A 19,621-nucleotide genomic window follows, 5' to 3' on the forward strand; every position below is an offset into this window, starting at 1 on the left:
TGGCGGACGCTTCAATCCCACAAGCGAGGCGGCCGCATGAATCGCGAAGACCAAGTCGGGGAAAACCGCGAAACCCATTACGACGACGCGCCTTCGCCCGACACACCAACCCGCGCCAAACGCCGCGCCCCGCGCCCCCGCCGCGTGCCGCGCACGCAGGCCGCGCAAGCCAAGCTGGACGCCGCCGCCGAACTCTTCCGCCCCGCGCCCTTCGTGTATGACGCGATAGAAGCCGCCAAGCCGATGGACGAACGCATCGTCCACTGGTTCGATGCCCGCGGCTGGCAACCGTTTCCGTTTCAGCGCGACGTGTGGCGCGAGGTCGGACGCGGCGCGAGCGGCCTCTTGCATGCGACCACCGGCGCGGGCAAGACATGGGCAATCTGGCTCGGCGCATTGACCGCCTTCGCCGGCCCGCCGAAGGCGAAGGCGAAGGCAAACCGCAAGCGCCGCCAGGAAACGCAGGCCACGGACTCGACCGCCGACATCGCCGACATCGCAAAGACGCCGCTCCCCGCCCCGCTCACCGTGCTGTGGATCACGCCGATGCGCGCGCTCGCCGCCGACACCGCTCGCGCGCTGCAGACCGCAGTGACCGCACTGTCGGTGCCGTGGACCGTCGGACTTCGCACGGGCGACACATCATCGACGGAACGAGCGCGGCAGAACCGCCGCATGCCGTCCGCGCTCGTCACGACGCCCGAAAGCCTCACGCTGATGCTCACCCGCGCGAACGCCCGCGAAGAACTGGCGCACGTGCGGCTCGTCGTGATCGACGAATGGCACGAACTGCTCGGCAACAAGCGCGGCACGCAGACGCAACTGGCGCTCGCGCGCCTCGCGCACTGGCGTGCCGATCTGCAAATCTGGGGCTTGTCCGCGACGCTCGGCAATCTCGCCCTCGCTCACGACGCGCTGCTGCATCCGGTAAAGACGCCGCGCGTCGTCGTGCAGGGCGCGCAGCCCAAGACGCTCGTCGTGGATACGCTGATTCCCGAGACCATCGAACGCTTTCCGTGGGGCGGGCATCTCGGCGTGCGGCAGGTCGGGCCGGTCGCCGACGAAATCGAGCACGCGCAAAGCTCGCTCGTCTTCACCAACACGCGCTCGCAGTCGGAGATCTGGTATCGCGCGCTGCTGGATCTGCGGCCGGACTGGGCGGGACTCATCGCGCTGCATCACGGCTCGCTCGATAAGGAAGTCCGCGACTGGGTCGAGCTCGGGCTCAAGAACGGGCAGCTTAAGGCGGTCGTCTGCACGTCGAGCCTCGATCTCGGCGTCGATTTTCTGCCGGTGGATCGCGTGTTCCAGATCGGCTCGCCCAAGGGCGTCGCGCGTCTGATGCAGCGTGCCGGACGCTCGGGCCACGCGCCGGGCCGCGTGTCGCGCGTGACGATCGTGCCGACGCATGCGCTTGAACTCGTCGAAGCGGCAGCGGCGCGCTGGGCCATCGGCGAGCATCGCATCGAAGGGCGCGACATGCCGCTCAAGCCGCTCGACGTGCTCGTGCAGCATCTCGTCACGGTGGCGATCGGCGGCGGGTTCAAGGCCGCCGAGATGTTCGACGAAGTGCGCACCGCTTACGCGTATCGCGATCTGGGCCAAGCCGAATTCGACTGGGCGCTTGCATTCGTCGAGCGCGGCGGCGCGTCGCTGGCGGCGTATCCGGACTATCACCGCGTCGTGCTGGGCGATGACGGCGTGTATCGCGTGCCGCGCGAAGACCTCGTGCGGCGGCATCGGAACAATGTCGGCACCATCGTCGCGAATGCCACGATCAACGTCGCGTATATGACGGGCGGGCGCATCGGCGCGATGGAGGAATCGTTCATCTCGCGCCTGAAGCCCGGCGACGTCTTCACCTTCGGCGGACGCGCGCTGGAACTCGTGCGCGTGCGCGACATGACCGCTTACGTGAAGCGCGCGACGTCCTCGCGCGGCGCGATGCCGCAGTGGGCGGGCAGCAAGATGCCGCTCTCCTCCGAACTGGCGGAAGCCGCGCTCGTGATGCTCGCCCGCGCGAACGACGGCATCTACGACGAGCCGGAGATGCAGGCCGTCAAGCCGCTGCTCGACTTGCAGGCGAAGTGGTCCGCGCTGCCGGGACCGGGCGTGCTAGTGGTGGAGACGGTGCGATCGCGCGAGGGGCATCACTTCTTCTGCTATCCGTTCGCGGGGCGCATGGCGCATATCGGGCTGGGATCGCTGATCGGCTGGCGTGTGGCGCGCGATCAACCGAGCACGTTCTCCATCTCGATGAACGACTACGGCTTCGAGCTGCTCTCGGCGCGTCCGTTCGACTGGGAAACGCTTATCGCGGAAGGACTCTTTTCGCCCGACAATCTGGAGCACGACATTCTCGCGAGCCTGAACGCATCGGAACTCTCGGCGCGGCGCTTTCGAGAGATCGCGCGGGTGTCGGGGCTCATCTATCAGGGCCATCCGGGGCAGCAGAAAAGCGCGCGGCAATTGCAGGCGTCGAGCGGCCTCTTCTACGAAGTCTTTCGCAAGCACGACAGCGGCAATCTGCTGCTCACGCAAGCCGATCAGGAAGTGATGCTGCAGGAACTCGAACTGAGCCGCTTGCGCCACGCGCTCGTGCGCATGAGCGAAAGCCGCCTCGCGCTCACGCACCCGAAGAAGCCGACGCCGTTCGCGTTTCCGCTGATCGTCGGACGGCTGCGGGAGAAGGTGAGCACGGAGAAGCTCGCGGATCGCGTCGAGCGGATGCTGGCGGAGTTGGAGAAGGCGGCGCAAAGCTGAAGCATCGCGGGGCATTCGCGCACAGCCGAGTCGAGACGTTTCGAACTCCTTCGAAGGACGTGTGGCGGCTTCAGCCTTTACGCTATCGCGCTCGCCGCTTCGGCCGTCCGCCGGCATTCCAGCCGCTAATCCGCACTCCGACCACGCTTCGTCCCACATGAAAAGAACAATACGCACGCTCGCCCTCGCGCTCACCGCTTTCGCAACCGCCGCCTGCGCCAGCGACCCGCGCTTGCTGGATCAACACGCACTCAAAGAGTCCGCGATGACGCCCGCGACAAAGGTGCTCGTGGTCCTGGACAGCAAAGCCCTAAGCGATCCGACGCTGACCGACGAAATCCATGCATACACGAACGGAATGACCAAAGCCGTGCAGGACCGGCTCGCGCCTGTCCGCACGGAGCTTCTCGATCTCACCGCAACGACGGCGAACCGTCCGGCGGCCACGACGCTCGTCGCGATGAGCCCGAGCCATCTCATCACTATCGCGCCAGCGGCAAGCTCGTCGGTGAATGGGATGCCCGTCCGCTACACTTGGGTGCTCCAAGTCGCCGATGTGTCGATCACGCGATTCCCGGCCATCGGCGGAAAGCCGTCCGGCATAAGCATCAAGACCATCCCGATCTACGACATGCACGCCGAAGGCGACGCGTGTTTCCTGTCCGCACGCCGGGCGCAGGAATGCGGCACGGCAATGGGCAAGCTGCTCGGCGACACGCTGCGCGCCGCACCCGACTTGCCGTTCAATTCCGGCTCTTGAACCTACGAGGACGATGGCAGTAGAAGCCCTGACAATCGACGTATGCGGCCGCGCCCTGCTGCTCTCAGCCGAGCGCGCCGCATTCGATCCGCTCGAAAAGAGCCTGTTTATCGCCGATGCGCATTTCGGCAAGGACGCCGTGTTCCGCGCGCGCGGCATTCCCGTGCCGGCGGGCGCGACAGCCGACAATCTGACGCGCCTCGATGCCTTGATCGCGACGCATCGCCCCGAGTCGATCGTCTTTCTCGGCGACTTGCTGCACGCGCGCGAATCCCACGCCGATGAAACCCTCGCCGCGCTCGATGCCTGGCGCACGTCGCATCGCGCGATGCGGCTGGTGCTCGTCGAAGGCAATCACGACCGGCACGCGGGCGAACTGCCGTCGCGCTTCGGCGTGGAGCTGGTGCAGGAACCGTATCGGCTGGGACCGTGGGCGCTGTGCCATCACCCGCAAAACGTGGACGACGGCTACGCGCTCGCCGGACACGAACATCCGGTGTATCGGCTTGCAACGCGCATCGACAGCGTGCGGCTGCCGTGCTTCCGGTTCGGCCGGCGCGCGGGCGTGCTGCCGGCGTTCGGCGCGTTCACCGGCGGCTTCGAAGTGAACGACGCCGTGCGCCGCGCGAACGAAGCCGTGTACGTCGTCGCGGGCGAGCGCGTGTTCGGCGTGCGGACCTAAGCGCTTAACCACGCAAGCGCGTGGCTCAGTGATACGTCTTCGTCGATGATTGCAGCTTCGTGAGCGCCCCGCGCTCCAGCTTGTACCAGCCTGCCGTGGTCTGCATGACCACTTCGTCGCCTTGCCAGAACACGCGCTGCACGGTCATGCGCTTGCCCGCGCGCTGAACCAGCGGCGGCGTGCGGCGAAAGTCGTAGAGCACCGGGCCGGTGTCCGTCTGCATCAGCGTGCGGGTGATCGCGCCGTTGCTGCCCGCTTCGTCGAAATGGGCGAGGCGGCGCGCGTCGAAACGATCGAACGCCTGCGTGCCGAGCATCGCGGCGAAGCCGGACTCGTCACGCAGGAAATAGACGGTGCCCGCGTTCGTCGCGACGGGACCGGCGGCATCGCTCTGGGCATGAGCGTGCGTGATGAGCAGTACCGCGCAGGCGATGGCCGCGCGCAGGCAGGTTTTCAATGGCGACATATTTGTTCAGTAAGTGCTGTGATTTTCCAACACCCGTGCCGCGCAACGATGTGCGTGGGCCGGGCAAGAATGCAGAACGTGAGCGGCGCCGCTAACCTCGAAACATGCAGAATCCTGCGCCGCGCGGGCCGATCATAAAAGTAACCGCTCGTAATCCGGCATTGTCGGTGCGGCCGAATCTCAGGGTTTCTACCAGCACCAAAAATCACCTTTCGGTAGAATTCGAGACTTCCCTGCGTCGCAATTTCCTGCCGACGCGCCATTTCTCCCTGCCTTTTGCCATGCCCTTGCCTCTCCTCGCTCTTGCAATTGCCGCGTTCGGCATCGGCACGACCGAATTCGTCATCATGGGCCTCTTGCCCAACGTCGCACGCGATCTCGCCGTGTCGATTCCCGCCGCCGGTATGCTCGTCTCGGGCTATGCGCTCGGCGTGACCATCGGCGCGCCGATTCTCGCCATCGTCACCGCGAAGATGCCGCGCAAGAAGGCGCTCATGGGCCTGATCGGCGTGTTCATCGTCGGCAATCTGCTGTGCGCGCTCGCGCCGAACTACTGGGTGCTGATGGGCGCGCGCATCGTCACGGCGTTCTGCCACGGCGCGTTTTTCGGCATAGGCTCGGTTGTCGCCGCCGATCTCGTCGCGCCGAACCGTCGCGCGCAAGCCATTGCGCTGATGTTCACCGGCTTGACGCTAGCCAACGTGCTCGGCGTGCCGCTCGGCACCGCGCTCGGTCAGGCGGCCGGCTGGCGCGCGACCTTCTGGGTCGTGACGCTCATCGGCATCGCGGCGGCGGGCGCGCTCGCGGTCTGCCTGCCGAAGCACATCGAAATGCGCGAAACCAGCATCCTGCGCGAATTCAACGTGCTCAAGAACCCGCAAGTGCTGATGGTGCTCGGCATCAGCGTGCTGGCTTCGGCGAGTCTCTTTTCGGTGTTCACGTATATCACGCCGATCCTCGAAGACGTGACGGGCGTTTCGCCGCACGCGGTCACGTATGTGCTGCTGCTCTTCGGTCTCGGGCTGACGGTGGGCAGCACCCTCGGCGGCAAGCTCGCGGACTGGAAGCTGCTGCGCTCGCTGCTGTCGTTTCTTCTGTCGATCGTCGTGATTCTCACCGTCTTTGCCGCGACGATGCACCAGCCCATCTCCGCGATGATCACCATCTTCCTGTGGGGCGTGCTTGCGTTCGCCATCGTGCCGCCGCTGCAAATCCTCATCGTGAACCGCGCGAGCGATGCGCCGAATCTCGCCTCGACGCTCAATCAGGGCGCGTTCAATCTCGGCAACGCAACGGGCGCGTGGCTCGGCGGCTGCGCGATCAGCGCCGGCGCGCCGCTGACCTCGCTGCCGTGGGTCGGCGTCGCGATGGCGTGCGGCGCGTTCGGGCTGACGCTGCTCTCCGCCACGCTCGACAAGCGCGCCCGCCGTCTCGCCATCGGGCAGGCCGCCTGAGTTCGGGCGCGCGCGGTCGATGAGAGGCGTGCTCTCGCGCGACTTCTTCGCGCTGATATCGAGCGTCGCGGTAGTGGGCTTAGGTCTCGGCGCGACGCTGCCGCTCACCGCGCTTGCGCTGACGCAGGCGGGACACGGCTCGGACGTCGTCGGCATCATGACGGCGATGCAGGCCGGCGGCGGACTCGTGATCGCGCCGTTCGCAAGCCGCATCGCGTCGCGATACGGCGCACGCGGCACGATCATGGGCGCGGTCGTGGCCGCCGCGCTCGCGACCATTTCGATGCAGTTTTCCATCGACTTGTGGCTCTGGGCCGCGCTGCGTCTGGTGTGCGGCGCGGCGCTGATGCTGCTCTTCACCATCGGCGAGGCGTGGGTCGCCGCGCTCGCGGACCATTCGACGCGCGGCCGCGTCGTCGCCCTTTACGCGACGCATTTCACGCTGTTCCAGATGGCGGGGCCGGTGCTCGTGAGCGTGACGGGCGGCTGGTTTTCGTCGCGCTTCGCGATTTGCGGCGCGATCTTTCTGCTCGCGTTGCCCGCGCTCGCGTCGATCCGCGTGCCGCCGCACGCGCTGGGCGCGGAAAGCGCCGAGCACGGCGATCATGCGGACTGGCGGCGCGTGCTGCCACGCATGCCCGCGCTCGTGATCGGCACGGGCTTCTTCGCGCTCTTCGACACGCTCGCGCTTTCCCTCTTGCCGCTCTTCGCGATATCGCATGGCGTGAGCGCGAACACCGGCGTGCTGTTCGCCTCGGCGATACTGCTCGGCGACACAGCCATGCAGTTCCCGATCGGCTGGCTCGCGGACCGCATCGGGCGCGCGAAGGTGCATATGGGCGCGGGCGTCGTGGTCGTCGCGCTGCTGCCGGCGCTGCCGTGGGCCGTCGCGATTCCGTGGCTCTGCTGGCCGCTGCTCTTCGTCATCGGCGCGGCGGCGGGCAGCGTCTATACGCTCTCGATCGTCGCGTGCGGCGAACGCTTTCGCGGCCCGGCGCTCGTGTCGGCGACGGCGATCATCGGCGCCTCGTGGAGCGTCGCGAGTTTCGGCGGGCCGGTCGTCGCCGGTACACTGATGCGGCGCGTGGGCGCGGATGCGCTGATCGGCGTGCTGTTCAGTGCCGCGCTCGCGTTCGTCGCGGCGGCGGCGTGGGAAAAGCGCGAGACTGCGCCCGCCGATTGATGCGCGTCCGCGGCCATCACAGCGGCAAACCGGCCGGATAAACCTGCCCGCTCGGCAACTGAATCCGGATGAAGCCGAGAACGCCGTTGAAGAAGAGATCGCCGTCGGGCAGAAACTGAATCGGCGCATACGTTCCGTTGCCGTAAATGCTCGTGCCGAGAATCGTGCGATGCACCGTCTGCCCTGTATTCCAGTCGAGTCCGGTGACTTCCCATCCGCTATTGTTGGTCCGGTAATAACCGCTGACAAAAACCGTATTGGACGCGATGCTCTTTCCCGGGACCATCGTATTGGACGAAATATCGCCGCGCGCCCAGACCGATGCCCAGCCATGCGTCGACGGATTCCATTCGAATCGCTCGACGCCCAGTGGCGAATCGAGAATAGGCCCGCGTGCGAGCGCATCAGGAATAATGGTTCCAATCGTGTCTCGAAGTCCGCCTGGACCTACGTTATTAACAACGAAAGCGCCATATCCATCCACCGTGACGGATTGGTCCGACTGAATATATTGCGTATCGGGCGGCAAGCCTGCTGTCACCGGAATAAGCCCCGCGATCCGGTTGGTGAATCCCGAAGGAATGGCATCTCGCCAGAACGCGACGAGACTCATGCGCTTCAGGCCGTCCGTGATAACGACGAGTTTGTCCGGATCGCTGCCGAATCCCATGAGCGTGGGCGTCGAACCGGAGCCTGAACCGAATAGCGTGGGATACGTGTCGCCTGTCGGATACGGCGATTCCCAGGCGCCATCCGCAGCCGCATTCGACAAGACACTGCCGGTCCATACGACCTTGTGCATTTTCTTGTCGCTAACGATATAAATACCGTTGTTTTCGTCGATGGCGAGCGAATTAGAGATGGTTTCGTCGCTGCCGAAGCGGAGCGTCTGCGCCGTCGAATTGAAATTGCGATCCACGACAGAAACCGAGCGCGTGCCCTGCACGACGAGTTTGCCGTCATAGGTCAACGAGAGCCCCGTAATGGACTCGCCCGATTGAACGAACGCGGAAGACGGCATCGAGCGCAAGATGCGGACGCCCAACGCGGGCGCGTCCGGCGAGACAAGGCCGACTGCCACGATGCTGTTCACCGCGCCGGAATACAGCACATTGTCCGCATCCACGAGGCTATAGGCCGGGCCAAGAGATTGGCCCGCAGTCAGAAGCCCGAGCGATTGTAGCGCGGCCTGCACTTGCTCAACGGTAGTGAAAGGCTGGGTCAGCACGGCCGTCAACAGATTCTGCGCAACGACAACGGCTCCGGGAAAAACGAGCGTTGCGCCCATTTGCGTGACGGCATCGTTTGCCACTTTGAGATACGACACGCCGGTGCCCGACACGGCCCAGACATAATCAGGCGACGTCGAACTCAGCGTGACGAAATTCAAAAATCCATTCGATGCCTGCGGCGTGACGCCGAGCGGTCCATAAGCGGTTCGTGTGCCCGCAGGTACCGCTTGCGAAAAAGCATCGGTTTGCGCGGGATCGAAATGCGTCATGGCGCCTTTTGGCGCGGATAAATATGGATTCGGCGCGGGGTTTCCGGCAATCCCAGTCACAGGTATAAGCGCAGTTCCGACGAAAGCCACAGCGGTTATCATCGCCTTTCTCATGCGGTCGAATATCATCTTTTTTCCTTTCTTAATTGATCGGATGAAGCCTGACTACGCACGACACTACGAATAAATAAGCGAATTCCCGGTGACCGCATCGCGCGTCCGCGATAAACGGCGTGACATGAATATGACGCAGCCGGGACTAACGCCCGGCTGTGGAGATGGCTTTATTGTTGGATATGGCTCGCGCCTTTTCAAGAACGAATCGGCGCACGTCGCGGCCGGCTCTTTCAATAAATAAAACGCCGTCGCTGCGAAACGGAAATCGACGCTTACTGCTTACGCTATTTTTATCGATAAGCTGGGATTATCGTGCCGACGCACTCGCCAAAACCCACGCGATAACCGTCGCCCTGACACCAGCCGTGCAGCGTGATCTCATCGCCGTCGTGAAGGAATGCGCGCTCGCCGCCGCCTTCCAGTCGCAGAGGCCGCTGGCCATTCCGCGTCGCTTCCAGAAGGCTGCCGCACGAATCGGGCGTCGGTCCGCTGATCGTGCCCGAGCCCATCAGGTCGCCCACGCGCGTGTTGCAGCCCGAGACCGTGTGATGCGCAAGCTGCTGCGCCATCGACCAGTACATCAGCTTGAAGTTGGTGCGCGAAATGGTGGTCGCCGCTGCCGCGCCCTCGGGCCGCAAGTCCACCGACAACTCAATATCGAAAGCGTGATCGCCCGCATGGCGCAGATAGGCGAGCGGCTGCGGTTCCTGCGCAGGCGCCGCGGTGCGGAACGGTTCCAGCGCATCCAGCGTCACGATCCACGGCGAGATGGTCGTGGCGAAGGTCTTCGCGTTGAACGGTCCGAGCGGCACGTATTCCCATTGCTGAATGTCGCGCGCGCTCCAGTCGTTGAGCAGCACCATGCCGAAGATGTGCGCCTCGGCATCTTCGCAGGCGATCGGTTCGCCGAGCGCGTTGCCCTGTCCGACGATGAAGCCCGTCTCCAGTTCGATATCCAGCTTGCGGCACGCGCTGAAGATCGGGCGCGGCTCGTCCGGCAGCTTCAATTGACCGTTGGGCCGGCGCACCGGCGTGCCGCTCACGACGACCGACGACGCGCGTCCGTTGTAGCCGATCGGCATTTCGGACCAGTTCGGCGACAACGCGTTCTTCGGGTCACGAAACATGGAGCCGACGTTGGTCGCGTGTTCCTTCGACGAGTAGAAGTCCGTGTAGCCGGGAATCTCGACCGGCAGATGCATCGTCGCGGTCTCGCGCGGCACGAGCGCGCGACGGCGCAGCGCGGCATCGTCGCGCAGCGTCGGCGTATCGCGGGCAAGCAAGCCGGACAGCGCGATGCGCACCGCGCGCCACGCATCGCGGCCCAGCGCGATGAACGCGTTCAGGCGAGGCTCGCTGAATGTGCCGTCAGCGTCGATCAGCCGCGCGTCTTCCAGCGCCGCCAGATCCACGATCCAGTCGCCAATGGCGACGCCTGCGCGCGGGCGCTCGTTCACGGCGTCGCTAAAGACGCCGAACGGCAGGTTCTGGATCGGAAAATTGCACGCCGGGTCGTTTGCGGATTCGATCCAGCTTTTGAGCGTCGGGGCGAGCGTCGCCTTGAGCGCGTCGTTCATCGTTGCTCCGGGTCGAAGTGTCTCCTGAGGCCCTGCCAGCACTCGAAGTAATGCGCCTGCAACTGCGCGGTCTCGAGCGCAAACTGCGTGGGCTTGATGAGCGTGCGCGTTTCGAACATGAAGGCCATCGTGTCGCCGACTTTCGCGGGCTTCGACGTATCGCTCGCCGATGCCTTCTCGAACGTATCGGCGTCCGGTCCGTGTCCGGACATGCAGTTGTGCAGGCTCGCGCCGCCCGGCACGAAGCCTTCCGCCTTCGCGTCGTACGCGCCGTGCACGAGGCCCATGAATTCGCTCGCCACATTGCGATGAAACCAGGGCGGCCGGAACGTGTCTTCAGCGGCGAGCCAGCGCGGCGGAAAAATCACGAAGTCGATGGTGTCGACGCCCGGCGTGTCGCTCGGCGATTGCAGCACGAGGAAGATGGAGGGATCGGGATGATCGAAGCTGATCGAGCCGATGGTGTTGAAGTGCCGCAGATCGTACTTGTACGGCGCATAGTTGCCGTGCCACGCGACCACATCGAGCGGCGAATGGCCGATATCCGCGCGCCACAGCACGCCGTTCAGCTTCGCGACCAGTTCGAAGTCGCCCTCGCGGTCCTCGTAAGCCGCGTGCGGCGTGAGAAAGTCGCGCGGATTCGCGAGGCCGTTGGAGCCGATCGGTCCGAGATCCGGCAGTTGCAGAAGCGCGCCGAAGTTCTCGCAAATGTAGCCGCGCGCTTCGCCATCCGGCAGCGTGACGGCAAAGCGCACGCCGCGCGGAATCACCGCGATCTCGAACGGCGCGACATCCAGCCGGCCGAGTTCCGTCGCAATGGAAAGCCGCCCGTGCTGCGGCACGATGAGCAGTTCGCCGTCCGCGTTGTAGAAGAAGCGGTCGTGCATCGGGCGGTTTGCCGCGTACAGATGGATCGCGCAGCCGTTCATCGACTCGGCCGCGCCGTTGCCGGCCATCGTCACCCAGCCGTCGATGAAATCCGTCGGCGCGTCGGGCATCGGCAGCGGGTCCCAGCGCAACTGGTTCGGCGGTGTCGGCGGAACGTCGGCGAAATTGGCCACGATTCGCGCGTTCCCGGTCATGCGCGTGAACGGCTTGTGAACCGCCGCCGGCCGGATGCGATACAGCCACGAGCGGCGGTTATGCGCTCGCGGCGCGGTGAACGCGGTGCCGGAAAGCTGCTCGGTGTAGAGGCCGTACGCCGCGCGCTGCGGCGAATTGCGGCCGAGCGGCAGCGCGCCCGGCAAGGCTTCCGTGGCGAAGTCGTTCGCGAAGCCGGACTGATAGTGGCGGCTCGCGTCAGTGTGGGTGTCGAACGGCGGCATCGTCGGATCTCCTCGACCGGTTTGCGGCATGTTAAACGCATTACGTTTAGTGAAATAGCGCGTATACCCTGATTCGATGCCGCCGGCTGGCATATCAATATGTCGGTTTGGTGCAAGCGGCCGCCGTGTGCACTGATACCATCAAGAACATTACAAGCGTCCGGTCGGCCAGCGCCCGAATCCATATTCATGATCTCCCCGTCTCTGCCGGAACTCGTCGCCCGCGCCTCGGAACATCCGTTCCTCGGCGCGCATATCGTCCTGGGCGGCGACGAGCACGCGCGGCAGGCTATCGCGCGATACGGCGAACTGACGCTCGCAAGCGCCTACGAACCGATCTTCGATGTCGGCACGCACAGCTTTCCGCAAACGCTGTCCGCGTCGGCGGAAAGCGCGCAACGCTTCGGGGACGAACTGGGCTTGCAGGCGCTGACGCTGATCGAAGGCGACATGCCGCGCGATCCGTTCGCGCACTTCGAAGACGACAACGAACTCGTCACGCTCGACCGGCTTTCGCGGGCGCTCCACGCGTTCAATTTCTTCGGCCCGCAGCGGCCCGGATTACTGTTTCTGCGCGTGCATGAACGGCTGCTGAAAAGCGTGAAATACGACCACGGCTTGGTCTTTTCGTCGGTGCTGCGCAAGTTCGGCATGAATCCGGCGCGCGTGGTGATCGAACTGCCGGCGGCGGCGGTCGCGCACAAGACGTTTCTCGGCTATCTGACCAAGAGCTATCAGCGCTACGGATTCAAGGTGGCGGGCAATCTGCCGAATGCCGGGCAGATCATGGCGGTGTCGGAGATGGCGCGGCTCGATTTCATCAAGATGGATGCGGGCGCCGCGCTGCGCGATTCGGTCGTGAAGCATCTCGTCGCGTATGCGCATCGGCTGAAGATTCCGCTCATCTTCTCGAACGTGTCCGACGAAGCGCAGTTCGACGCGCTTCAGCAGTTCGATGTGCACTTCGTGCAAGGCCCCGTATTCGACGCGCATCCGACGCAGATGCGCGAGCCGTGAACATCGCTCGAGATCAAGCGTCGCGGAGCCGATGCATCGCGTCCTTGAGCGCGGGATAAAGGTCGAGGTACACACCGAAGCGCGCGTCGTACACGCGTTGCCGCGCGGCATCGGGCTTCGCGCGCTCGACGAGCGTGACCCAGCCGCCCTCGGCCGTTTCGCGCGAGATCAGCCCCGCGCCGAGCGCCGCGAGCAGCGCCGCGCCCATCGCGGCTTCCACTTCCTGTTCAATCGACAAGACCGGAAAGCCGGTCACGTCCGCGATGATCTGCATCCATAGATCCGAATGCGCCGCGCCGCCGACGACGATCAGCCGGTCGTCCAGCGACTGCGCGCCGCGCCGCCCCGCTTCCATGTTGTGCCGGAGCGCGAACGCGACGCCTTCCAGCACCGCGCGATACAGCGTGGCGCGCGTGTGAAAGAGATTCAGGCCGACGAAGGTGCCGCTCGCGTGCGCGTCCCACACGGGGCTGCGCTCGCCCATCAGATACGGCAGGAACACGACGCCGTCCGCGCCCGCCGCGACCTTCGACGCCGCGTCTTCCAGCAGCCGATGCGGGTCGCCATGCGGCGTGGCTTTCGCGGCCTCGATTTCCGCCTGACAGAACTGGTCGCGATACCACGCCACGCACGCGCCCGCTGTGCTCGCGCCGCCGAACACATAGAGATCGCGCGTGCCGTTGTAGACGTGCGGCATCGAGACGAGGCCGTGCCGCGCATCGACGCTCTGGTTGACGTAGCCCCAGCACATGCTCGTGCCGATCATCGCGACGTGGTGGCCCGCTTGCGTCACGCCTGCGGCGAACGTGGCGACGGCCGCATCGACGCCGCCCGCGACGACCGGCGTGTTCGCGGCGAGCCCGAGCTTTTCGGCCCATTGCGGCAAAAGCCCGCCGACGACCTCCGACGATTCCACGAGACGCTCCGGCATCATCGACGCGGGAATGCCGAGCATTTCGAGTGCTTCGTGCGACCACGCGCGCGCGCCGACGTCGTACACACCGCCGACATTGCCCGCCGAACTGTGATCGACGGCAAGCTCGCCCGTGAGCCGCTGGATCACGAAGGCGTTGGGCGGCAGCAGATAGCGCGTCTTCTCCCAGACATCGGGCCGATGTTCGCGCAGCCACAGCATCTTTGTGAAGCCGTAGTAGCTGTCCACGCCGTTGCCGGTGATTGCTTCGAGGCGCGGCACGTCCACGTGCTCGCGCACCCAGTTCACCTCGGCGGTGGCGCGGCGATCCATCCAGATGAGGCACGGATGAAGCGCCTCCATGTGCTCGTCCACCGGAATGCCCGAGCCGCCGTACAGGCTGCTCACGCACAGCGCCTTGATCTGCCGCGCGTCGATGCCCTGCGCTTTCGTCTTTTCGACGCATCCGGCGATGCATGTGGTCACCGCATCGAACCAGACGGACGGCCATTGTTCGGCCCACAGCGGCTTCGGCGTATCGGGATGGTAGGCGCTCGAATGCTGCGCGACGATCGCGCCTGCTGTATCCACGACGAGCGCCTTCGTGCTTTGCGTGCCGATGTCGATGCCGATTACATAGTCCATGTCCGTGTCTCGCGTTTATGGTTGTGCGTGGTGCCGCCGATCTTTCGAGCCGCATGCACCTTCCGCCAATGCGAGCCGCGTTGGCTATCCGGGTATGTCCCGATCCGTCCGCCGGCATTCGATGGTGCGTTGCAGCGTGTCCGGCGAAGCACGCGCGCATGGCATGACGCGCGGAATCGCGCCGCAGCGCAGCGACGAAGCCGCGGCCGCGCGCCTTGACTTTCGACCGGGCGAATACGATCATTCGACCACCTATCGAGCAAATGCTCACGAACCGTCCGCGCAGAAGGGGCGCATCAGCCAATCAGAGGAAGACAAGACATGAGCAGCGTATCCAGCGAAGGCACGAGTGCGAACGTGATCCTGCATATCGGCGCGGGGTCGTTTCATCGCGCGCATCAGGCGTGGTATCTGCACAAGCTGATCGAATCGGGCGATGCGGACTGGTCGCTCGCCGTCGGCAACATTCGCGGCGACATGAACGCCGTGCTCGACGCGCTCGCCGCGCAGAACGGCGAATACACGCTGGAAACGGTCACGCCGCAAGGCGAGCGCGAGTATGAAGTCGTGCGCTCGATCAAGAAGGTCGTGCCGTGGTCGGCGGACTTGAGCGAGCTGATCGCGACGGGCGCCGCGCCCGCGTGCAAGATCGTCTCGTTCACCGTGACCGAAGGCGGCTATTACCTCGACGAACACGACAAGCTCGACACCGCCAATCCCGATCTCGCCGCCGACCTCAACGGCGCTAAGACGACCATCTACGGCGCGCTCGCCGCGATCCTCGAAGCCCGCATGAACAACAATGCCGGCAAAGTCTCGCTGCAAAACTGCGACAACCTGCGCAGCAACGGCGACCGCTTCAAGGCCGGCATGCTCGAATTCCTGCAACGGCGTGGACAGACGGCGCTGCGCGACTGGATGATCGCGAACACGTCGTGCCCGAACGCAATGGTCGATCGCATCACGCCGCGCCCGACGCCCGATGTCGCCGAGCGCGTGAAGGCGGCCACCGGCTTCGACGACCGCGCGCCCGTGATGGGCGAGAAGTTCATCCAATGGGTCATCGAAGACAACTTCTGCGCGGGGCGTCCGGCGTGGGAGAAGGTCGGCGCGGAGATGGTCTCGTCGGTGCATCCGTATGAAGAGGCGAAGATCCGCATTCTCAACGCGAGTCATAGCTGCATCGCTTGGGCGGGCACGCTCGTCGGCCTGCAATACATTCACGAAGGCACGCAGGACATGGAGATTCGCGCGCTCGCCGAAGCCTATGTCACCGAAGACGTGATTCCGTGCCTCACGCCGAGCCCGATCGATCTCGCCAAGTATCGCGACGTGGTGCTCGACCGCTTCAGCAATCCGTATATCAAGGACACGAACCAGCGCGTCGCCGCCGACGGCTTTTCGAAGCTGCCGGGCTTCATCGCGCCGACGCTCTCGGAATGCTTCGCGCGCGGCATCGATCCGAACGCGACGGCCATGCTGCCCGCGCTCTTTTTCCGCTTCCTCGAACGCTGGCACGAAGGCAAGCTGCCGTACACGTATCAGGACGGCGTGATGGACCCAGCCGTCGCGCACGGCTTCTTCACGGCGGCCGATCCCATCGAGGCATTCACCGGCGACAAGCTGCTCTGGGGCAGCATGGCGCAGAGCGAAAGCCTCGAACGCGTGATGCGCGCGGCCATCGCGCGCGTCGATGCGTGGCTCGCGAACCGTCCGTAGCCTTATCCGCAAGCATCTGCCGCTCCGGTATTGTGCTCATGGCGCGCCGCCGCGCCGGGCGGTAAATTCCACGTTCTGGCCGGGCATGTGCTCCGGCAACGACCAAGGGCTCGTACATGTACTTAGGCATCGACCTCGGCACCTCCGAAGTGAAAGTGCTGCTGCTCGCGAGCGACGGCAGCGTCATCGGCACGGCGGGCACGCCGTTCACCGTCTCGCGTCCGAAGCCGCGCTGGTCGGAACAGAATCCGCTCGACTGGTGGGAAGGCACGCGCGCCGCGCTCTTCAAGCTGCGCGAGAAGTTTCCGACGGAGTTCGCGCAGGTCCGCGGCATCGGCCTGTCCGGTCAGATGCACGGCGCGGTGCTGCTCGATTCGAGCGATCGCGTGCTGCGTCCCGCGATCCTTTGGAACGACATGCGCAGCGACAAGGAATGCGCCGAACTCTACGAGCGCGCGCCGAATCTGCACGAAATCGCGGGCAATCTCGCGATGCCCGGCTTCACCGCGCCCAAGCTGCTCTGGGTGGCGCACAACGAACCCACGATCTTCAATCAGACTGCGTGCGTGCTCTTGCCGAAGGACTATCTGCGCATGCATCTGACGGGCACGAAGGTGTCCGATCCATCGGACGCCGCCGGCACGCTCTGGCTCGACGTCGCGCGCCGCGACTGGTCCGACGAGCTGCTCGCCGCGTGTGGCATGTCGCGTCAGCAGATGCCGTCGCTCGCGGAAGGCAGCCAGCCGTCGGGCACGCTGCGGCCAGAGCTTGCGGCCGAACTCGGCTTGCGCGATGACGTCGTCGTCGCGGCGGGCGGCGGCGACAACGCCGCGAGCGCGGTCGGCATCGGCGCGACCGAACCGGGCGATGGCTTCCTCTCGCTCGGCACGTCCGGCGTGCTGTGCGTGGTCGGCGACCGCTTCCGGCCGAATCCGGCGTCCGCCGTGCACGCGTTCTGCCACGCGATTCCGGACCGCTGGCATCAGATGAGCGTCGTGCTGTCGGCGGCAAGCTGCCTGCGCTGGGTCTGCAAGCTCACGTCCACCGACGAGCCCACGCTGCTCGCCGAAGTCGAGGCGCTGCCCGCCGACGCGCTCCCGACCGCCCCGCTCTTTCTGCCGTATCTCAGCGGCGAGCGCACGCCGCACAACGACCCGTACGCGCAAGGCGTCTTCTTCGGCATGACGCACGCAACGGACCGCGCGCTGCTCGGCTATTCGGTGCTCGAAGGCGTGACGCTCGCGCTCACGGACGGGTTGGATGCGCTGCAATCGGCGGGCACCGAGACGCGCGCGTTGTCCATGCTCGGCGGCGGCGCGCGAAGCGCATACTGGGGCCAAATGTTCGCCGATGCCTTCGATACCCCGACGCGCACGCACGGCGGCGGCGAAACCGGCGCGGCGCTGGGCGCGGCGCGCCTCGGCTGGCTGGCGGCGGGCGGCGATCCGTCGGTCGTGCTCGCGAAACCTGCGGTGAAGCAGGAGTTCACGCCGAACGGCGAACGGCATCAGCTCTTGCGTCAGCGGCTGAAGAGCTTCCGGGAGCTGTATCAGCACGTGCGGCCGCTGTTCGATCCGGCGCGCCCGCGTCTGGCATAGAGCGGCGATCACGCTCGCACTGACGAAACAGCCGATTCGCGAAGGACAAGAAAACACCTCAGTGCCCAAATCAACCGAAAAACTCGACCTGGCGACCCGCGCGGCGTGGCTTTACTACGTCGCCGGCAACACGCAGAACGAGATCGCGGAAAAACTCCAGATCTCGCGTCCCGTGGCGCAGCGGCTCGTCGCGTTCGCGGTGGAAAAGAACCTGATTCGCGTGCGGGTGGATCACCGCATCGCGGATTGCCTGTCGCTCGCAAAGCAACTGAGCGACCGTTACGGCCTCGCGATGTGCGAAGTGGTGCCCATCGACGGCGACACGAAAGAGCAAGTGGACCGCAAGCTCGCCGTCGCGGGCGCGCAGGTGATGGAGCGCTATCTGGTCGATGAGAAGCCGATCGTCGTGTCGATCGGCAGCGGGCGCACGCTGAAGGCGGTCGTCGAACAGATCGGCCAGATCGACCGCCCGCAGCATCGCTTCGTGTCGATGGTCGGCGCGATTGCGCAGGACGGGTCGTCGAATCGCTACGACGTCGCGCAGCAGCTATCGGAGAAGACCGGCGGCAAGCACTTCATGCTGCCGGCGCCGCTCATGGCCGACAACGAAGCGGAGCGCGCGCAGTGGGTCAATCACCGGCTGTACCGCATCGTCGATGAACTCGCGCAGAAAGCCGATGTTGCGTTCGTCGGCATCGGCAATGTGGGCATCAATTGCCCGCTGCATGAAGACGGCTTCATCACGCGCGCCGAGGTGGACGAGTTGATGAAGGCCGGCGCGGTCGCGGAATGGCTTGGCTTGCCGATCGACGAGAACGGCGAGCGCGTGCAGTCGAGGACCGGCGCGCGCGTCACGAGCCTGAAGCTCGACGCGCCGCCGAAGCGCCCGACCATCGGCTTCGCGGGCGGCGAGCGCAAGCGTGAAGCGTTGATCGCGGCGCTCAAAGGCCAGTGGCTTTCGGGACTCGTGACCGACGAGCTTTGCGCGAAAGCCGCGCTCGACGCGTGAGCCTTTAGAACGCGATCTGCGCGTCCACCGCCTGCCCGGCTTCGAGCATCACGCCCTCGCCTTCGACCACCATCGCGTTCTTGCCGAACGTGAGCTTGCCGTCGTGCTGCGCGCTTGCGCGATACGTGCTCATGGTGTCCAGCGGTTCGTGCGGCCACTCTGGATGCGGCGCGCCCGTCGACTGGTCGATGGTCGGCACCGGACAGCGCGTGCAGAGCTTGACGAGGCGCAGTTGCACGTCGCGGCCTTTGGCGCGAATCAGCATGTCTTCGACGAAATCTTCCTCGTAGGCGTCGAGCCCGCCGATCACGAGATTCGGGCGGAAGCGGTTCGCGGCAATGGCGGGCGCGCCCTTCTGCGCGAGCCGTGCGTTGAGATCGTCGAGCGATGCCTGGCCGAGCACGAGCAGCGGAAAGCCATCGGCGAAACGCGTGTGCGTAGTGAGCGGCGCGGTCCACTTCTGATCGACGTTGCGCCGCGCTTGCGGTGCGAAGCGCGCCAAACGCGCCGGCATGCCGAGAAGCTCGCTGAACCACTGCGCGGTCTGCGGGCCGGTGTCGAGCGCATCGACGGTGTCGCGCCAGACGGTCGCGCGCATCGGCTGCGTTTGCTGCAGCGCCGCCGGGTCCAGCGGCGTGCGCAGCGTGGACATGCCGGGCGCGTCGATGACGAGATCGCCGCCATCGAACGCCGTGCGGATCAAGGCCATGCGCGGATAAGTGCGCTGCGTCAGCATGCCGCCCGACGCGTCCGTGACCATCCAGTTGCGGTCGTATTCGAGGCCGGTTTCGAGCAGCATCGCGCGTGGCAGCGCGATGCCGGCGCAGGACTTGATCGGATAAACGAACAGTTGGTTGAGAACGTACATGGCGCGTGTCGGTGGAAGGCGTTG

Annotated in this window: 16 protein-coding genes; 10 read left to right on the top strand and 6 right to left on the bottom strand. The window is 65.4% G+C overall.

Annotated features, from left to right (window positions below):
- Positions 1-36: 36 nt before the first annotated feature.
- The 3 genes from P9239_RS15260 to pdeM all read left to right on the top strand — a co-directional run bounded on the left by P9239_RS15260 (position 37) and on the right by pdeM (position 4,205).
- Complete coding sequence (locus P9239_RS15260; protein ID WP_309752278.1) at positions 37-2,763, top strand: ligase-associated DNA damage response DEXH box helicase; 2,727 nt, start codon at positions 37-39, stop codon at positions 2,761-2,763.
- 157 nt (positions 2,764-2,920) lie between these two features.
- Positions 2,921-3,523 carry a hypothetical protein gene (locus P9239_RS15265; RefSeq protein WP_309752280.1) on the top strand — a complete coding sequence of 201 codons (603 nt, stop codon included), beginning with the start codon at positions 2,921-2,923 and terminating at the stop codon, positions 3,521-3,523.
- Positions 3,524-3,536: 13 nt separating this feature from the next.
- Positions 3,537-4,205 carry a ligase-associated DNA damage response endonuclease PdeM gene (gene pdeM, locus P9239_RS15270; protein ID WP_309752283.1) on the top strand — a complete coding sequence of 223 codons (669 nt, stop codon included), beginning with the start codon at positions 3,537-3,539 and terminating at the stop codon, positions 4,203-4,205.
- Between the two features lie 25 nt (positions 4,206-4,230).
- Here pdeM and P9239_RS15275 read toward each other — a convergent pair whose 3' ends face one another.
- Complete coding sequence (locus P9239_RS15275) at positions 4,231-4,671, bottom strand: hypothetical protein (RefSeq protein WP_309752285.1); 441 nt, start codon at positions 4,669-4,671, stop codon at positions 4,231-4,233.
- A gap of 281 nt (positions 4,672-4,952) precedes the next feature.
- Here P9239_RS15275 and P9239_RS15280 point away from each other — a divergent pair, with 281 nt between their 5' ends.
- The gene (locus tag P9239_RS15280) at positions 4,953-6,125 is read left to right on the top strand and encodes an MFS transporter (protein ID WP_309752286.1); all 1,173 of its coding nucleotides are present in this window, start codon (positions 4,953-4,955) and stop codon (positions 6,123-6,125) included.
- A 19-nt stretch (positions 6,126-6,144) separates the two neighbouring features.
- The gene (locus P9239_RS15285) at positions 6,145-7,308 is read left to right on the top strand and encodes an MFS transporter (protein WP_309752288.1); all 1,164 of its coding nucleotides are present in this window, start codon (positions 6,145-6,147) and stop codon (positions 7,306-7,308) included.
- 16 nt (positions 7,309-7,324) lie between these two features.
- Here the strand turns inward: P9239_RS15285 and P9239_RS15290 are convergent, their stop codons facing one another.
- The 3 genes from P9239_RS15290 to hmgA form a co-directional block, all read right to left on the bottom strand.
- On the bottom strand, positions 7,325-8,809 hold the full coding sequence (locus P9239_RS15290; RefSeq protein ID WP_309752291.1) for a hypothetical protein: 1,485 nt from the start codon (positions 8,807-8,809) through the stop codon (positions 7,325-7,327).
- A gap of 407 nt (positions 8,810-9,216) precedes the next feature.
- A complete protein-coding gene (gene fahA, locus P9239_RS15295; protein WP_309752293.1) occupies positions 9,217-10,503 on the bottom strand; it encodes a fumarylacetoacetase in 1,287 nt (428 codons plus the stop codon).
- Entirely contained in the window at positions 10,500-11,828 is a 1,329-nt protein-coding gene (gene hmgA / locus P9239_RS15300; RefSeq protein ID WP_309752296.1) for a homogentisate 1,2-dioxygenase, read from the bottom strand. Before hmgA ends, fahA begins: the two co-directional genes overlap by 4 nt.
- A 189-nt stretch (positions 11,829-12,017) precedes the next feature.
- On the opposite strand from hmgA, the gene P9239_RS15305 reads away from it, so the two are divergent.
- A complete protein-coding gene (locus tag P9239_RS15305) occupies positions 12,018-12,845 on the top strand; it encodes an EAL domain-containing protein (RefSeq protein WP_309752298.1) in 828 nt (275 codons plus the stop codon).
- A 13-nt stretch (positions 12,846-12,858) separates the two neighbouring features.
- Here P9239_RS15305 and P9239_RS15310 read toward each other — a convergent pair whose 3' ends face one another.
- Complete coding sequence (locus P9239_RS15310) at positions 12,859-14,403, bottom strand: FGGY-family carbohydrate kinase (RefSeq protein WP_309752300.1); 1,545 nt, start codon at positions 14,401-14,403, stop codon at positions 12,859-12,861.
- Positions 14,404-14,539: 136 nt separating this feature from the next.
- On the opposite strand from P9239_RS15310, the gene P9239_RS15315 reads away from it, so the two are divergent.
- From P9239_RS15315 to P9239_RS15330, 4 genes are all read left to right on the top strand, one after another.
- Positions 14,540-14,728 carry a hypothetical protein gene (locus P9239_RS15315; RefSeq protein ID WP_309752302.1) on the top strand — a complete coding sequence of 63 codons (189 nt, stop codon included), beginning with the start codon at positions 14,540-14,542 and terminating at the stop codon, positions 14,726-14,728.
- The gene (dalD, locus tag P9239_RS15320; protein ID WP_309752304.1) at positions 14,725-16,122 is read left to right on the top strand and encodes a D-arabinitol 4-dehydrogenase; all 1,398 of its coding nucleotides are present in this window, start codon (positions 14,725-14,727) and stop codon (positions 16,120-16,122) included. The genes P9239_RS15315 and dalD overlap by 4 nt, the downstream gene beginning before the upstream one ends.
- Before the next feature lie 116 nt (positions 16,123-16,238).
- On the top strand, positions 16,239-17,720 hold the full coding sequence (xylB, locus tag P9239_RS15325) for a xylulokinase (RefSeq protein WP_309752306.1): 1,482 nt from the start codon (positions 16,239-16,241) through the stop codon (positions 17,718-17,720).
- Positions 17,721-17,781: 61 nt separating this feature from the next.
- Complete coding sequence (locus P9239_RS15330) at positions 17,782-18,729, top strand: sugar-binding transcriptional regulator (RefSeq protein WP_309752308.1); 948 nt, start codon at positions 17,782-17,784, stop codon at positions 18,727-18,729.
- A 4-nt stretch (positions 18,730-18,733) separates the two neighbouring features.
- Here the strand turns inward: P9239_RS15330 and P9239_RS15335 are convergent, their stop codons facing one another.
- Positions 18,734-19,597 carry an MOSC N-terminal beta barrel domain-containing protein gene (locus tag P9239_RS15335; protein ID WP_309752310.1) on the bottom strand — a complete coding sequence of 288 codons (864 nt, stop codon included), beginning with the start codon at positions 19,595-19,597 and terminating at the stop codon, positions 18,734-18,736.
- Positions 19,598-19,621 lie beyond the last annotated feature (24 nt).

The organism is Caballeronia sp. LZ062 (assembly GCF_031450785.1).
GTDB lineage: Bacteria > Pseudomonadota > Gammaproteobacteria > Burkholderiales > Burkholderiaceae > Caballeronia.

What these genes read in the sequence shown, in the direction of transcription:
- P9239_RS15260 (WP_309752278.1), top strand. Translation starts at nt 37, where the DNA reads ATGAATCGCGAAGACCAAGTCGGGGAAAACCGCGAAACCCATTACGAC.
- P9239_RS15265 (WP_309752280.1), top strand. Translation starts at nt 2,921, where the DNA reads ATGAAAAGAACAATACGCACGCTCGCCCTCGCGCTCACCGCTTTCGCA.
- pdeM (WP_309752283.1), top strand. Translation starts at nt 3,537, where the DNA reads ATGGCAGTAGAAGCCCTGACAATCGACGTATGCGGCCGCGCCCTGCTG.
- P9239_RS15275 (WP_309752285.1), bottom strand. Translation starts at nt 4,671, where the DNA reads ATGTCGCCATTGAAAACCTGCCTGCGCGCGGCCATCGCCTGCGCGGTA.
- P9239_RS15280 (WP_309752286.1), top strand. Translation starts at nt 4,953, where the DNA reads ATGCCCTTGCCTCTCCTCGCTCTTGCAATTGCCGCGTTCGGCATCGGC.
- P9239_RS15285 (WP_309752288.1), top strand. Translation starts at nt 6,145, where the DNA reads ATGAGAGGCGTGCTCTCGCGCGACTTCTTCGCGCTGATATCGAGCGTC.
- P9239_RS15290 (WP_309752291.1), bottom strand. Translation starts at nt 8,809, where the DNA reads ATGACGCATTTCGATCCCGCGCAAACCGATGCTTTTTCGCAAGCGGTA.
- fahA (WP_309752293.1), bottom strand. Translation starts at nt 10,503, where the DNA reads ATGAACGACGCGCTCAAGGCGACGCTCGCCCCGACGCTCAAAAGCTGG.
- hmgA (WP_309752296.1), bottom strand. Translation starts at nt 11,828, where the DNA reads ATGCCGCCGTTCGACACCCACACTGACGCGAGCCGCCACTATCAGTCC.
- P9239_RS15305 (WP_309752298.1), top strand. Translation starts at nt 12,018, where the DNA reads ATGATCTCCCCGTCTCTGCCGGAACTCGTCGCCCGCGCCTCGGAACAT.
- P9239_RS15310 (WP_309752300.1), bottom strand. Translation starts at nt 14,403, where the DNA reads ATGGACTATGTAATCGGCATCGACATCGGCACGCAAAGCACGAAGGCG.
- dalD (WP_309752304.1), top strand. Translation starts at nt 14,725, where the DNA reads ATGAGCAGCGTATCCAGCGAAGGCACGAGTGCGAACGTGATCCTGCAT.
- xylB (WP_309752306.1), top strand. Translation starts at nt 16,239, where the DNA reads ATGTACTTAGGCATCGACCTCGGCACCTCCGAAGTGAAAGTGCTGCTG.
- P9239_RS15335 (WP_309752310.1), bottom strand. Translation starts at nt 19,597, where the DNA reads ATGTACGTTCTCAACCAACTGTTCGTTTATCCGATCAAGTCCTGCGCC.